The sequence below is a fragment of the Micromonospora chokoriensis genome (assembly GCF_900091505.1).
GTDB classification, from domain to species: Bacteria; Actinomycetota; Actinomycetes; order Mycobacteriales; family Micromonosporaceae; genus Micromonospora; species Micromonospora chokoriensis.
Window position 1 is genome coordinate 5,608,255 of the sequence record NZ_LT607409.1, and the last position, 15,393, is coordinate 5,623,647.

Genomic DNA, 15,393 nt, shown 5'->3' on the forward strand with positions numbered 1-15,393 from the left:
GTGCCAACTCACAGCACGCATCGTGCCATCCAACGCCCGCCACCCGAGACGCGAACAGTCCCCTTCGGGACGGCCTCGACCTACCATCGCTGCCGAACCTGTCGATCTCGACTCGGCGTCAAAATCCTCCGACGCCGATCCGTCAACCATCATGCGAGCCCAGGCATTGCCGGCGGCCGGCGCGTCCTCCGTCGGCTGATGGCGGCCCTACCGACTCTCCTCGTCAAGCAGTGGTTCGAGTTGCCGGAGCAGGGTCGCCCGGTCGACGTTGGGCGGCAGCTCGATCCGCAGGCTGATGGTCGCTCCTTCAACCGTTAGCACCGCCGACTTTTCCCGGTTTCGGAGGCGCCAGTTGCGTATCGCGGTGACCAGCGCCTCGGCCTGCGGCTGCAGCGTTGCCAGGGTGGCCAGGTTTGCCAGCACGGCGACGCCCTCGATGGCCATGGTGATCGCCCCGGCATCGCGAACTCCCTCGTAGGGCAGATCGAGCTCCTCTATCACTTCCGTCGGCAGTAGCAGCTTGACGCTGTTCACTTTTCCCCTCTCACGAGTGAGGCGATCCGCTCCTGGATGGCCGGCTCCAGTCCGCACAGGGTGGGCGAGGCGGTCGCGCCACTGAAGTAGCCCTGCACGTGATGAATGCCCAACCGAAAGATGTCGTAGAGGCGGACGGGTGCGTCATCGTCGAAACCCTCGACGATGACCGTCCTGGGTTGCCCAGTATGTCCTTGGTCGCTGGCGTAGCGGGCGATTTGCGTAACGAGTGTCAGTTCCTCCAGCGCCATGGGGTGGTGCAGGATCGCCCGGTCGACCTTGATCTGGGTTAGCGGCAGCTCGGCCATCCGCGCCAGCGAGGCGTAGCCCACTCCGAAGTCGTCAACCGCGAAGCTGATCCGCAGCTTTTTGGCCAACGCCGTAAGTCGGTTGTGGAAATAGACCAGCGGCTCCTGCGGCCATAGTTCTCCCGGCTCGGGCGTGATCGGATCCTGCTCGGATATCTCCAGCGTCAGGGTCCGAGGGTGCAACCCCGCCTCAGCGAGCGCCTTGCTCACCTGACTGAGGTATGCATCGCTGAGCAGCGAGCGGACCGCAACATTGACCGAAAGCGGCTTGGTGCCCTGCCACCCGGAGGCAGCGTCCGCCTCTGCGTAGGAGTGGATTGCCCTGGTGACGAGGATTGCATCGCGTTCGACGATGAAGCGGTCGCCCCAGTCATGGGCCATTCGCAGCGCCGACCAGGGTGCGCGCGGCTCGCCGTCGTTACGGCGGGCCAGCGCCTCAAAGCTCTGGACACTCACGCCGGTCGCGCGCTGGTCCAGCTCGACGACCGGCTGAAATACCATGATCATCGATCTGATGAGCTGCTGATAGAGACTGAAGGCGTCTTCGTACAGCTTGAGCGGCAGTCGCCCGCAGGACCTGCGCAGGGCGGTCAGGACCGTCATCTCCGACTGCAGGGGATCGGCTGCCGGGTCGGAATCCCAGACCGCTCGGAGCATGACAGCCAGCGGTTCGCCCATGTCCAACTGAGCAGCAGCCGGGTCGACCACGGCAAGGGTGAGCGTTCGGTCGCCGGCAAAGGAAAGTGGCACGCAGAGCATGCGGCGACTGATGCCGTGCGAGACGACGTATCCCGGTGTAGCAGTCGGATGTTTCATCCGGTCGGTGGCGGCAGTCTCCAGCATTGGCGACAGCACATCCTTGTCGAACAGTGCCGTCTGGTTGACTACGCCGAAACTGCTACCGGTGAACTCCACCACTGCCGCTGATTCCGCGTCCAGCGCGTACCGGATGAGGTCCACGCGCCCGTCGCGTTTGTCCTGGTGGGATTGGTGCGCCCAGCGCGTGTCGGCGCGGAACAGGCGGTCCAGCAGTTGCCGGATCGAGCTCGTCTGGTCATCGAGTGGATTGAGGCAAGGGCGCGTGATCCCGGGGTTCGCCGGGCTGTTGAGGACCTGCCGGTCGTGCCGCGACATGGGTCGATGCGTCAGCACCGTGGTGGCCCCGTAGACGTGCGCCGTGTGCACGGGCGGCGGATCCATCCCCTGTCTGGACACGTACGTGGCCATCTGCGCGAATGATACCTGTCCCGCCTCGTCGCCGGCCTCACCCCGCAGCGCCCGCAACACGTGATAGGTCAACATGCCGTGCCCGTTCTCGACGCTTTCCCGGGTCACCGATCCGCTCGGGCAGGCAAGCAGCGCATTGTGCCTGGGCCGGTCCACCGCTTCGACGTACGACTGCAGCACCTTGGCGTTGCGGCGGTCGGCGTCGGCGTAGATGCCCGCGTGGCAACAGTCGAGCACGAGAAACGATGCCCCCGCGAAGGCGTCGAAGATGTCCCGTTTGAGGAAAGACATCCGCAACCCGTTGTCTGGTTCGTGAGCAAGCACCGTCGGATCGAGGTCTGCCGTCACCAGGTATGCATCCAGATTGTCCATCCACTGTGGGACGAGAGTGTGGCCCGCAAAGTAGACGAACAGGACATCCGACGGTGCAGCCTGCAGAGCCAGATCGCGGAGGAAGACCTTTATGTCACGCCAGGTGGCCTCGGTGCCGAGGAACATCCTCACCGCGCCGTCGAAGGAGCCGACCTCCTGGTCCAACAACACGTCGCGCAGCGCGAGAGCATCGCTCTCGGCGAACCGGAGGGGAGGCAACTGGACGTCGCGGCCGCACTGGTCGACTCCGATCAGGACCGCCCAACGCTTGCTCGGTGCCATCAACCCCCCAAAGCGGGCCCGCAGCGGTTACCACGTGAGTTCAGACGGATGCCAGCTGTCACCCTACCGACCACGTCGGGAACTGGGTGCCCTGAGCTGGAGGTCAGATTTCCGTCACGTCTTGCCACAGTGCCCCTGCGGTAATGGGCGTCGGTCAGCAAGAAGTCAGCGAGCGTCGACCCTCGGCACCAGGGAGTCGGCGCGCCGCCTGGCCCGAGAACGCAGATGAGGCGGCAGGTCAGCGTTCCAGGAGCCCTGCGCACCATCCGGCCCGCAGGGCCGACGAGATCCTTCACTGGCTGGAACAGCGTCTCGGCCCACTGCCGATGACGCTGGCGTCGTGGATCCGGCATCGTGGGCGACGTATGGCTGGTCGGAACACACCCGCAATGGCCTGACACGGCGGCAGCCGACCCGCACGCTCTGGAGCTGACGGGATCCGTCGAGGTCAAGACAGCACGGTACCTCGGGGCGCTGGACCCGCCGGTGCGCAACGACCTACTCCGCTGCCGATGTTCCGGAACCCCGGCGAGGGCCTGCAACAACCCCGGCGTGTCCTGTTTCGACAGCGGGAAGAGGCGTCGCTGCACCGATTTCGACTCCTACGCGACAAGACGCCAGCGTGAGGCCCGGCCATCTGGGCGCCATTGATGTCGGTCTTGACTCTATGCACCGCTCTGCTCATGATTTACTGCGGCGGTCCAACAGTGAGGGTCAATGTGATGACGCAGGCAGAGCCACCGGCAGGAGGCCCCACATCATCCGCCACTCGCAGTGAGCCTGAACAAAATGGCCGACTCGTGCGCGCCGGTCACGCCACGAGGGACTGGCTGACACGGGGGACCCATCGGCGGGAACTGATTATCGCGAGCCTCGGTTCAGTGCTCCTCGCTGTCGCGATGATCTGGCTGATCCCGCCGTACGCGCTTCGCGTGACGACTGCCGGCGCCAGGACTGCGCCGATCGCCGACCCGGCCCACACCATCGTCGGTGACGCGGGTGACCCGACGGCCCAAGCATGGTTGGTGGGATGGAATGGCCACGCTCTCACTCACGGTCTGCGCGGCCTGTGGGACACCAACGCTTTCTATCCCGACAAGTACGGCCTGGCCCTGAACGACAGCCTGCTCGGCTACGCCCCGGCAGGGCTGATAGGCAGCGGTGTAGTCGGTGCCGTGCTGCGCTACAACATCCTGTTCGTGCTGGCCTTCGCGCTCGCCTTCCTCGGCGGCTACGCGCTCCTGCGCCAACTTGGCGCGAACAAGGTCGCCGCCGCGGTGGCCGGGGCCGCCCTCGCCTACGCACCCTGGCGCTACGGCCACGCCGGCCATCTGAATATTCTGTCCACCGGTGGCATCACTCTGGCTCTGGCGATGCTGGCGCGCGGCCACGGATTTTCGTTCACCCGTGGCTACCTTGCCGAACGGGTCCGGCCGGGATGGGCGTTCGCCGGCTGGCTCGTCGCGGCCTGGCAGGTCAGCCTAGGCTTCGGCGTGGGGCTGGGATTCGTGTACGTCCTCGCCGCCCTGTGCCTGATCACACTGACGGCCTGGCTGATCCACCGCCCGCGCCTCAGCCCGCGACTGATCGTCAGTGATCTGACCGGCGGGCTGGTCTTCGCCGCGGTGACCGGATACTTCGCGTACGCGTACCAACAGGTCCGCGAGCTCAACCCATCTGTCACGCGAGACTGGGACTACGTCGCGTACTTCTCCCCGACCCTGCGCGGACTTCTCGTGGCTCCGCAGTCCTCGCTGCCCTGGGGCACCCTGCACAACGACGCCCGCATCGCTCTTGGTGGCGCATCGACTGAGAAAGTGCTGCTGTGCGGGTACGCACTGTACCTACTGGCCTTCGCCGGTCTCTTCCTATCCCGCTGGTCACCGACGCAACGGCTGCTGCTGCTGCTGGGGACGGTCGTCGGAGTGCTGTTCGCCCTGGGCACGAACGGGCCGATCTACCGCCTGCTCTATCTCTACGTGCCCGGGTTCGATGGATCCCGTACACCAGGTCGGTTGATCTTGTGGCCCACTCTCTGCCTGGCCATCCTCGCGGCCGGCCTGGTCGCCCACCTGGCCGACGTGGCTCGCAGGGACGCCAAGCCGACATGGTCGGTGGACGCGGCACGGCTACTGACCGTTCCGTTGCTGGTCCTCGTGCTAGCTGAGGGCCTGCCCAACCTCGACCACCCCCCAACCCCCGCCAAACCGGCCGCGATGACGCTAGCCTCCACGCACGCCCCGATCATGGTGTTGCCGTCCAACGACGGCATCGACCTCCACGTCCTGCTGTGGTCGACCGACGGTTTCCCCACCATGGTCAACGGTGCGGCCAGCTACACCACACCCAACCGTCAGGCGATCCGCGACGTCATGACGACCTTCCCCAGCCAGGCTGCCTTGGATCAGTTGCACCGGCTCGGCATCCGCAGCGTCGTCCTGCTGCGCGACCGGGTCCTGGGCACCCCATACGAACCACTGCTCAACATCCCCGACGTACCCGGCATCACCCGCCACGACGTCGGAGCAGACGTGGTCTACACCATCGACGCCAACACGAAGTGATGGCGAGCGTGTCCTCGGGATACGAGTATCGTTCTGCGACAGCCAGCTACTCACCTCGGTCGCAGCGACGTCATTGACGTGGGCTGTAGTCGATTGCCGCGCCGAGTTCACGACGGGAACTGATGCCGAGTTTGGTGAAGATTTTCCGCAGGTGCCACTCGACCGTCCGCGGGCTGAGGAACATCACGGCGCCGATTTCCGGGTTCGTCCGGCCTGCCGCACCGAGCCGGGCGATCTGCGTCTCCTGCGGGGTCAACTCTTCCGGTACGCCCACGGCCCGCTTGCGGACCGTCTCGCCGGTGGCAGCCAGTTCCCGGCCCGCCCGTTGGGCGAACGCCTCTGCCCCCATCGTGGAAAACGCCTCGTACGCCGACCGCAGCTGGGCCCGGGCGTCGACACGGCGGTTCGAGCGGCGCAGCCACTCCCCGTACAACAGCCTGGCGCGGGCCAGTTGCAGGCCAAGCTGGGTGCCGGCGAGCCGGTCAATCGCCGTCCGGTAGCGTTCGTCCGCTTCCTCGTCCGGCCCGGCGAGCGCGTCCGCGAGGGCCTGCGTGCCGATCGCCCAATCCGTCGCGGCCGGGCTGGTCCGCTCGGCGAGACGGTCGCGTGCCTGCGCCGCGACGGCGTGCGCACCCGAGCGTGCGGCGGCCTCGACCAGCTCACCGAGCGCCCACTGCTGAACGGCCAGGTCGTCCTGCTCGGTCGCCCATCGCACGGCGTCCAGCGCGGCCGGGTAGTTGCCGAGCCCGTTGAACAGCACTGCCCTGCTGTAGCCGGCGACGCTGAGCAACCAGCCCATGCCGCCCGTTCCGGCTTCCTTGGCCAAGGCGTCGATCAGCTCGGTGGCCGGCTCCTCCCGGCCCCGGTAGGCCGCCAGGATGACTGCGGTGGCCGGGTGTGGCGACGGTCCTGCCGCGTACGCGAGGGCCTCGGCCTCCTCGAGCAGGTCGGACGCGTCGGCGAACCGCCCGGCGAAGATCAGCGCGGTGGCCCGGAACGTCAGCGCGGTGGGCAGCAGCGACAACCGCCCCGTCTCCCGGGCGAAGTTCACGGCCTGTTCGGTGAGCGTCAGAAAGGCACCGTCGTCCCACACCTCGTGCAGCACCAGACCGACCAGCCAGGCCAGATCCACGTCGGTCTCCACGGTGACCGCGTGCAGCGCCCGGGCGAAGAGCGGCACGGCCGCGGCCTGCCCGTCGAGGCTCCACGTGGTGAAGGCCGCCAGAAGCAGGCCGGCCGGCTCCGCCCCCTCCGGCACTCGCCGGGCGGCCTGAGCAATGAGCCGCAGGTCGTCGCCGCCGAACCGTCCGGCATTCAGAGCCGCGCCGACCGCTGAAAGATAGGTCTCCCGGGCCGCGGCCGGGTCCAGCGCCTCCAGCCGACGGGCGGCCTCGAGCAGTGGTGGAACCGCCGCCCGGCCGGAATGCAGGGCGAACGCGACGCGGGCCCGCAGCCGCTGCACCTCAGCGAGCTGAGCCGGGTTCAGGGAGCTCAGCTCGGCGGCGGCCAGCAGGCTGGCTACCTGGTCGGTGGCGCCGGCGGCGAATCGGGCCTGCGCCGCGTCCAGGAGCCGCCGGCCGCGGACCGTGGGATCAGCGGTGAGCTCGGCGGCCCGTTCGAGGAAGGCCGCGGCCGCAGCCCGACCGCCACGGGCCAGCGCTCGGCCTGCCGAGCGTTCCAGCTCATCGGCGACCTCCTCGTCCGGCCCCACCGCGGCATGCGCCCGGTGCCAGGCGCGTCGGTCCGGGTCCTGCCGCGGGTCGGTGACGTCGGACAGCGCCCGGTGCACCGCGCGCAGTTCGGCGGGGTGGGCCGCACGCCGGCTCGCCGAGCGCACCAGCGGGTGGCGCAGCCGTACCCGGGTGCCCAACTCGACCAGGCCGGCCGCCTCCACCGGCACCGCCGCCTCGGGACCGACACCCAGCCGGTCCAAGGCACGCCAGAGCAGCGACACGTCGCCGACCGGCTCCACCGCGGCGGTCAGCAGCAGCCGCCGACTGTCGGCCGGCAGCGCCGCGATACGCCGCTGGAAGCCCTCCTCCATCCGGCCGGCCAGCGGCGTTCCGCTGCGCCCACCGAATCCGAACGCCAGCTCCGCCGGGGACAGACCGCGGGGCAGCTCAACAAGCGCGAGCGGGTTACCGCGGGTCTCGGCGATGATCCGATCCCGGACCTGGGTGTCGACCAGACCCGGTAGCACCGAGTCCAGCAACGCACGCGCGTCCGTGTCGGGCAGGCCGTCGACCCGCAGCTCCGGTAGGCCGCCGAGTAGTTGCTCATCGGTGGGGCTACGCACGGCGAAGAGCAACGCGACCGACTCCGCGTCCAGACGGCGGGCGACGAAGGTAAGGATGGTCTCGGACATCCGGTCCAGCCACTGCGCGTCGTCCACGACACAGACCAGAGGCTGCTCGGCCGCTGCCTCAGCCAGCAGGCCGAGCACGGCGAGACCGACGAGCAGCCCTTCCGGCGGACGACCTACCTGGAGGCCGAACGCGGTGGCAAGCGCGTCCCGCTGCGGTTCGGGGAGCCGATCCAGGTGTCTCAGCAGCGGAACGCACAGCAGCTGAAGCGCCGAGTACGCCAGGTCGGTCTCCGCCTCGACACCCGAGGCTCGCACCACGCGATCGGTCGGCGTCCGCTCGGTCAGGTAGTCCAGCAGGGCAGTCTTGCCCACCCCGGCCTCGCCGCGCAGCACCAGCACACCGCTCTGGCCGGCCCGGACGTCGCGCATCAGCCGATCGAGCACGTCGCGCTCACGGTGCCGGCCGAGCAGCCCGAAACACATGTTGTCACTCGGCACGTTGTCCCCCAGCCGAAATTACTACAACGCTGACGCACGTCGCGGGCGGGCCGGTCAGTATGCGACGTGCGATCCAGGGACGTGGCGCTCTGGTGGGTTACACGGGTACTCACTCGGTGAGCACCGGGTCCTGGGCCGTCTCTCGGGTGGTCGGTGCGGCCCCTGCGTCGTCGCGGCCCGGCTTGAAGCAGCAGGGCGAGCATTGTTCCGGCAACCACGTGCGGAGTGGGCCCGAGGAAGCCGGTGCCGGTCGCGTGCGCGAAGGCGTCGAGCACGGATTCCCGGACCGCAGGTGGCAGCAGGGCGATCGTCTCCGGCCCGGCCGGGTCGACGGTGCCGCTGACCGGCGGGTCGTGCAGTCGGTCGGTGAGGTCGCCGGTCAGCAGGCTGCCGACGATGGCAACACCGACGGCGGTCGCGGAACCGGACGCCCCGGGACGAACGATCACATCCGCCCCTGAACCCCCGGGCTCAACCCCACCCACACGCGCGGCACAGTGCGGAAGCCGACGCGCAGGCGGTCACCCGCCGGCCGAGCAGACAGCGCGCTCGCGATCATCCCCGGGGCGACTCACGGGGCGTCAACCAGTGGGTCGAGGCGGAGAACCAGGGTATGACACGGGCTCGCCGGGCTCCGCGGTCGGACAGTCTGTGAGGACGTCAGTCGGGAGATCCAGGAGAAGGCGATGTCCGTGATCCATTTTGTTGAGGCGACAACCGCGACGCCGGAGCAGGTTCTTGCGGCGCTCACCGATTTCGGGCCGGGCCGCTCGGAGGTTTTCGGCAACAGCGCCGGCGAATATCTGAAGGTGCATGGCCAGGGTCCCGGCTGGGCTGACGTCACGGAAGGCTCGGGCGGTATCTGGGAGCGGCTGCGCTACGACTGGTCGAACCCCCGCCGTGTCACCATGACGACGACCGACTCCAACATCTGGGGCGGCCGGTCGGGTCACACCTACACGCTGCGGCCGCAGCCGGACGGGACGACGGTCCTGGACGTCGTGGTGGTCCGCGAGGGCAAGAACGTCAAAGGCCGCTTGACCGGCGCTGTGCTGGGCTCGGTCGGCAAGGGCGTGCTGGGTAAGGCGTTGAAGAACACGCTCAGAGCCATCGAGACCCGCAGCACCGCCATCGGTGGTTGACCGCACGCTCGGCGCTGCGGGCGCGGCACGGCCGCACCCCCGGGCCGACCGACGGTGTACGCCTGATGGGTCGGGCGTCCGCCGACACCAGGGATGACCTGCTCCTCCCCCGGTTGCTGGACCACCCCGGCACCGGGCGTCAATTGACCCGGGTGCCCTCGAGGGACCAGACACGTTGCTCGGACACGACCCTGCGGATCGGCGTGCCTATCAAGATCTGCGCCCCTCGGGGAGCACGGAAAGGAATGACACAGTGACAACGGCACAGCGCCCCATCAACTCGGGATTCACCGCGGCCTCCACAACCCAGGACGTCCTGGCCTCGGTCGACCTGACCGGCAAGACCGCGATCGTGACCGGCGCCAACTCCGGACTGGGACTACAGACCGCGCTGGCGTTGAGCTCCGCGGGAGCCCACGTGGTGGTCCTCGACCGCGATGTCGCCAATGCCCGGGCCGCGTTGGCGGCAGCGTCCGCGGAATACGCGGTGATGGACCTCAGCGACCCGGCCTCGGTCGACAGAGTGGCAAAGGACTTCGTCGACTCCGGCCGACCCGCGCACATCCTGGTCGCCTCGGCGGGGATCATGGCCGCCCCGTTCGGGCGTGACTCGCGCGGCAACGAACTCCAGCTGTCGATCAACTATCTCGGTCACTTCCAGCTCACGGCCCGGTTGTGGACAGCTCTGCGGGCCGCAGGGGGCGCCCGCGTCGTGACCCTCACCTCGCTCGGACACCGTCACTCGCCCGTCGTGTTCGACGACCCGAACTTCACGCACCGCGAGTACGACCCCTGGGCCGCGTACGGCCAGTCCAAGACGGCCATGTCGCTGTTCGCGGTCGAACTCGACCGGCGTGGACAGGCAGATTGCGTACGCGCCTTCGCCGCCCACCCCGGCAGCATCGTCGCCACCGGACTGAAGCAGTATCTGACGATCGAGCAGCTGGCGGCGGCCGGTATGACCAACCCCGACGGCAACCCGATCCTCGACCCGAGCAAGCAGCTCAAGACCCCCGAACAGGGTGCCGCAACTCCGGTCTGGTGCGCCACGAGCCCACAGCTCGCCGGCATGGGTGGCGTCTACTGCGAGAACTGCGACATCGCCGAGATCGCCCGCGACACCGACGCCGACACCGCGAACCTCGGCGGCTTCAACGACCTCTCGGGAGCCGCGCCACACGCGATCGACCCGGCGCAGGCCAAGCACTTGTGGACACTCAGCGAGGAACTGACGGGCGTCCACTTCCTGTAGTAATCGACCGAGACCGGCGTTCGCCAGCCCGCCGGATCGCGGCGGGTTGGTTTCGCCACTGCTACCTGCCCGAGGTCAGCTGGTGACCATGACCAGACTGATTCGCGCGACCGGGCTGCGGACGCCGGTCGAAGGCTACGTCGACCGGTCGCGCTTAGCGGACACAGATGCTCCAGAGCCGGTGGACCGGGTCGGCAAGCCGCCCGGCCACGGCGAAGCCGGCCGTGCCGCGGGTGCAACAAGCCCGGGCGTGCCCGGGTCCTGGACCAGGGCGCACACCAGTGCCCCACCCTGGGGTCACGTCGCCCCGATTCGGTGAGGGTAAGGGTATGAAGCGACGCTTGATGATTCTGATGGCCGCAGCGGTCCCGCTAGCGGCCTCCCTCACGCCCGTGGCTGTGAACGCCGCCACCCGCGACGGCGGTACGACCGCCGCCACCACCTGCGCCGCCGTTCCGGTCTCCGCGCCGCCTGGCACCGCAGTGGTGTCGGTCAAGGCTGTCGCCAAGGCCGGCGGCGACTTCACGTTCCCCTCCACCCCGGGGCTTCCGCAGAATCCGCCGATCAACGCCGTGCCTGCCTGGTGCGACATCAACGTCGTGGTGACCCACCCGGGCGCAAACGACACCGTCACCATCAAGGTGTCGCTCCCTCAGGATGCAAGGAACTGGAACGGACGTTTCCAGGCCACCGGCGGCAGCGCCTACTCCGCCGGCGACCTCAGCGATCTGAGCGTCCCGCTGATCAGCGCGGTCAAGGGCGGATACGTGGGCGCGGCCACCGACGCTGGCGTCAAGACCGGTCTCGACGCCAGTTGGGGGCTCACCCCCGACGGAGAGATCAACACCGGCCTGCTCACCAACTTCGCCTCCCGCTCGGTGCACGACATGGCGGTCATCGGCAAGGACGTGGCCAACAAGTTCTACCACCGCACGGTCAGGTACTCCTACTTCACCGGCTGTTCGACCGGCGGCCGCCAAGGCTACGCGGAGGCACAGAACTACCCGACGGACTTCCAGGGCATCCTGGCCAACGCGCCGGCCATCGAGTGGAACCGATTCGAGATCGCCACACTGTGGTCGCAGGCCGTCTACAACGAAGAGAAGGTCGCTCCCTCGCAGTGCGAACTGGCCGCCTTCAACACCGCGGCGGTCGCGGCCTGCGACACCCTCGACGGCGTCAAGGACGGCGTCATCGACAATCCGCAGGACTGCACGTGGGACGCCCGCCGCCTGGTCGGCACGAGGGTCGTCTGCGAAGGCAAGGAAATCACCATCACCAAGGCGGTCGCCGACGCGGTCAACAAGATCTGGGCCGGCCCGGTCTCACCATCCGGCAAGAAGCTCTGGTACGGCCAGAACAAGGGCTCCGCGTTCAACTACATCGCCAACCCCGGCGCGCCCTTCCAGGTGCCCGACCAGTGGGCCAAGTACTTCGTGACGAAGAACCCGTCGTTCGACAGCACCAAGCTGACCTACCAGACGTTCACGCAGCTCTTCACCTCGGCGACCAAGCAGTACGACAGCATCATCGCCAACAACAACCCGAACCTGTCGAGGTTCGCCAAGGCTGGCGGCAAGCTGCTCACCTGGCACGGCCAGTCAGACCAGCTCATCCCGACCCAGGGCACCGTCGACTACCGCAAGCACGTCAACGCCACCCTCGGCGGCAACAAGCGCGTCAACAACTTCTACCGCGTCTTCTTGCTGCCCGGCGTGGACCACTGCGGGACGCCGCTGTTCAGCACCGGTCCGCTGGTCAACCCAGGCGCCGACCTCGACGCTCTGGTCAACTGGGTCGAGAAGGGCCACGCCCCGGCGACTCTCCCCGTCACGTCCGTGGACGGCAAGACCACCAGCAACATCCACCACTACCCTCGGTGACCCACCAAACCAACCACGACTACACCAACGAGGCGGCGAAGTTCCGCCCCGTGGCGACCTGACCTGAACCGCGTCAACACGGCGGCCCCGGATCGACATCCGGGGCCGCCACTGCAGATTCGCTGTTGAGCAAAGGTGCGGTTCACCATTTCGCATCCGGAACGGCACCATCGACTCGAACCTACGAGCGTGCGCCGCGGCGAGTCAGGCGTCCGGGGCACCAACCCGTACCCGGGGCCCACACCAGGGACGGTGTCGGGGTCAGTCCCCGGTGCGCTAGGTGTTTCGCATGACCACTTCCGCGATCACGTTCCATTTCGAGGTGACCGTGCTGCCGGCTACCGACGTCGACCGCGCCGAATCCTTCTACGAAGGGCTCGGGTGGCGACTCGACGCTGATTCTCCGGTCGACGGTGATCCATGCGTCACCCCGTTCACCCCGCCCTCGCCGGGCAACCGTGGGTCACCCAGCAACACGACATGGTCGGCTTCCACATCGAAGCCGAGCACCGGATGCAGGTAGTCGCCCTCGGGAGCCATCAGGACCGGCTTGCCCAGCCTGCGCCCGATCGCCGCAAAGAACTCGCACAGCATGTCCAGTCGCTGCTGACCTTGCAGTTCCCTCACGTCGATATCGAAGTCGATCTCGACCGCCGAATATGGCCAGAAGTTGACCAGGACGCCGGCGACCGGCCACACCCGAAAGATCGGCAGCTCAGCGCCGACAGGTCGCGCCAGCACTTCGGCTGCTGAGGGAAGTGGTACGAGGTCGTTACCGACGGAGTACTCCCACTTCCAGCCCTGCGTCTGGACCAGGTCAAAGACCGCCTGCCAGTCCTCCACCGACGCATCTTCGACACGCACGTCTGGCAACGCACCCATCAGGTCCGGGTCGAAGAAGTTCTTGGCGTCGTCCCACACAAGGTCAGGCACCCCGTCATGCTGACTGAACCGCGACTGGGACGCAGCCCTATTGCGCCACCATGCGCTTGCGTCTTGGCACCTCCACCGCGAGCGATCCCTCGCTTGCACGTTCTGGGCGCTCCGTCCTGGCTGGTCCGCGCATGTCTCGGACATCGGAAGATGGTCCGCTGCCAGCGCCTCCAACAACGGTGCGGTCATGGTCGCCTGGCAGGACGTCACCCTCGGCCGCGTTCATGCCGGCAAGACCGTCACCATCACCGTCTCGGACACCGCGCTGGCGATCGAGTGCGACGACGGCATCCGCACCGTCCACCGCATCAACCCCCACCCGGTCACACGCATCAAATCCCATCGCCCCCCGAACGGCCGCACCCGTGCCTCGATCCACGCCGGTGGAACCCGCACGTCACGCGCAACTCTCCACGATCCGACGTGGTGCGCGCTCATGCCGATGTCAGCGCTTTCGACCAGCTACCGCTAGGGCCGGCATTCTCAAAGATCGACTCGGTCCCAGGTGCGGGCGCTAAGTCCTAGGGTCCGCCTCTATACGCTGTGTGGATGCCTTCAGCGAAGCAGCTTCTGCTGCTCCTCGGGGCCGCGCTGCTCGCAGTCGTGGGCGCACTGTTCGGGTCCCCCTGGGCGACCGGGGCCGGCGGCGTCGTCGTGCTGGGCGTCCTCGCCGTCCACCCCGCGGTGACCGGTCCCGCCGTGTCCTGGTCGACGCGTCTGCTGCTTCAGGGTGGCCTGCTCCTACTCACCGTCGCGGGCGTCGTCGAGATGTGGGCATGGGCGGCTTCGCCATTCGGCGACGCCCCACCGAGCCCGAGCGAGCTGGTCGCGCTGGTGACCGACCCCGCACGGCAGCGGACGCAGTTCTTGCGACAGCTAGCCGTGGCAAGCTGTCTGATCCTGGCCTGCGCCTGCCTCGGCGTCGCTATCGGGCGGTTGCCGCGGGATCGGCTGCGTCGGATCGGCCGGGCCGCGCCGGCTGTGGGCGTGCTCACGCTGGTCACCCTGGTATTCGTCGCCCTCCTCCCGTCGGGGCTGACCGCCCTGCTCGGCTCGTTCACCAATGTGGCCGTTGCGGCGTTGCTCGTACTCGGGGGGTATGTCTGGGTCGTGAGCCGCTCGGTCCGGCGCCATGGCACCGCCCCGATCGTCGCAATGGGTGCCACGCTGCTAGCCGCGGTGGCCTGGCTCGCGGTGGACGATGCCTGGCGGAGTCGGCCGGAGCCGCGCGGCAGCGACGCCTTCTACCAGGCGGGCGTCAATGTGTCCGTGACCGTCGAGACCGGGCCCGACGTCGAGACCGCCGTCGCCGTCGCGGCGCTGTTGCTCGGAGCTGCCTTGACCGTGCTGGCCTGCGCGAGGCTCAGCACGACCCACAGCCAGAGGGGCTGAGCTTGGCACCCTTCAGCGGTGACTTCTGAATGGCGAGCGCGCACATCTACCGATGACAGGTTGTCGCGGCGGCGAGCACGACGGACCCTGCGTACCCTGCCGTGGTGCAGATCGACCTGGTTGCCCTGATCGTTGACGAGTACGACCCCGCGATCGCGTTCTTCACCGACGTACTCGGCTTCGATCTCGTCGAGGATTCCCCATCGCTGACCACTGACGGACGGCCCAAGCGGTGGGTCGTCGTCCGGCCGCCGGGGGCCCAGACCGGCATTCTCCTCGCTCGCGCCGACGGAGAACACCAACGTGCCGCAACCGGTAACCAGGTAGCCGGCCGAGTCGGGTTCTTCCTCCGAGCCGACGACTTCGACGCCGCTTACCGACGGATGGCCGAGGCCGGTGTCACCTTCGTCCGGGAGCCACGAGCCGAGCCCTACGGCCGGGTCGCGGTCTTCCTCGACATCGCCGGCAACCGGTGGGACCTCCTCGGATCCGCCTGACGTCGCCGCAGTTGCCAGTCGAGGCGCCCAGGTCAGACGTCCTGATTCGCTGCTGACAAGGCGCGGTGACCGTGGGCGTGCTTTCCCGATCGACCGACGCGGCTGAGGAGCCAGCGCTGGTGCCAACCGTAGCGGAGGGCCGGCAGCTCACGAGCGGTCGGCGGACCGGTGCGAGCCCGGTCTGGGGCCTGTGTCGAAGTCGGT

10 protein-coding genes and 1 pseudogene are annotated in these 15,393 nt (G+C 68.1%); 7 read left to right on the forward strand and 4 right to left on the reverse strand.

The annotated features are described in order from the left end of the window. Positions 1 to 207: 207 nt before the first annotated feature. Both GA0070612_RS25390 and GA0070612_RS25395 read right to left on the reverse strand, forming a co-directional pair. Complete coding sequence (locus tag GA0070612_RS25390; RefSeq protein ID WP_088990207.1) at positions 208 to 534, reverse strand: hypothetical protein; 327 nt, start codon at positions 532 to 534, stop codon at positions 208 to 210. Further along, positions 531 to 2,723 (reverse strand): EAL domain-containing protein, encoded by a 2,193-nt coding sequence (locus GA0070612_RS25395; protein ID WP_088990208.1) that lies wholly within the window; start codon positions 2,721 to 2,723, stop codon positions 531 to 533. The genes GA0070612_RS25390 and GA0070612_RS25395 overlap by 4 nt, the downstream gene beginning before the upstream one ends. An 800-nt stretch (positions 2,724 to 3,523) precedes the next feature. Between GA0070612_RS25395 and GA0070612_RS25400 the strand changes: the two genes are divergently transcribed. Beyond that, a complete protein-coding gene (locus GA0070612_RS25400) occupies positions 3,524 to 5,287 on the forward strand; it encodes a hypothetical protein (RefSeq protein ID WP_231924339.1) in 1,764 nt (587 codons plus the stop codon). Positions 5,288 to 5,357: 70 nt separating this feature from the next. On the opposite strand, the gene GA0070612_RS25405 is transcribed toward GA0070612_RS25400, so the two are convergent. After that, positions 5,358 to 8,090 carry a helix-turn-helix transcriptional regulator gene (locus tag GA0070612_RS25405; RefSeq protein ID WP_331716383.1) on the reverse strand — a complete coding sequence of 911 codons (2,733 nt, stop codon included), beginning with the start codon at positions 8,088 to 8,090 and terminating at the stop codon, positions 5,358 to 5,360. A gap of 686 nt (positions 8,091 to 8,776) precedes the next feature. On the opposite strand from GA0070612_RS25405, the gene GA0070612_RS25415 reads away from it, so the two are divergent. The 3 genes from GA0070612_RS25415 (at position 8,777) to GA0070612_RS25425 (ending at position 12,367) form a co-directional block, all read left to right on the forward strand. Continuing rightward, on the forward strand, positions 8,777 to 9,232 hold the full coding sequence (locus GA0070612_RS25415; protein ID WP_088990211.1) for an SRPBCC family protein: 456 nt from the start codon (positions 8,777 to 8,779) through the stop codon (positions 9,230 to 9,232). Positions 9,233 to 9,485: 253 nt separating this feature from the next. Beyond that, positions 9,486 to 10,484, forward strand: a complete 999-nt coding sequence (locus GA0070612_RS25420; RefSeq protein ID WP_088990212.1) for an SDR family NAD(P)-dependent oxidoreductase — start codon at positions 9,486 to 9,488, stop codon at positions 10,482 to 10,484. 392 nt (positions 10,485 to 10,876) lie between these two features. Further along, positions 10,877 to 12,367: a tannase/feruloyl esterase family alpha/beta hydrolase gene (locus GA0070612_RS25425; RefSeq protein WP_231924340.1), complete on the forward strand. Its 1,491-nt coding sequence runs from the start codon at positions 10,877 to 10,879 to the stop codon at positions 12,365 to 12,367. 453 nt (positions 12,368 to 12,820) lie between these two features. Here GA0070612_RS25425 and GA0070612_RS25435 read toward each other — a convergent pair. Next, positions 12,821 to 13,300 (reverse strand): annotated as a pseudogene (locus tag GA0070612_RS25435) (hypothetical protein); the annotation flags it as partial. Between the two features lie 187 nt (positions 13,301 to 13,487). On the opposite strand from GA0070612_RS25435, the gene GA0070612_RS25440 reads away from it, so the two are divergent. From GA0070612_RS25440 to GA0070612_RS25450, 3 genes are all read left to right on the forward strand, one after another. After that, positions 13,488 to 13,772, forward strand: coding sequence for a hypothetical protein (locus GA0070612_RS25440; protein WP_088990214.1), 285 nt, complete (start codon positions 13,488 to 13,490; stop codon positions 13,770 to 13,772). Between the two features lie 77 nt (positions 13,773 to 13,849). After that, positions 13,850 to 14,692, forward strand: a complete 843-nt coding sequence (locus GA0070612_RS25445; RefSeq protein ID WP_157742600.1) for a hypothetical protein — start codon at positions 13,850 to 13,852, stop codon at positions 14,690 to 14,692. 101 nt (positions 14,693 to 14,793) lie between these two features. Next, on the forward strand, positions 14,794 to 15,189 hold the full coding sequence (locus GA0070612_RS25450) for a VOC family protein (RefSeq protein ID WP_197699240.1): 396 nt from the start codon (positions 14,794 to 14,796) through the stop codon (positions 15,187 to 15,189). The last annotated feature ends 204 nt before the right edge of the window (positions 15,190 to 15,393 follow it).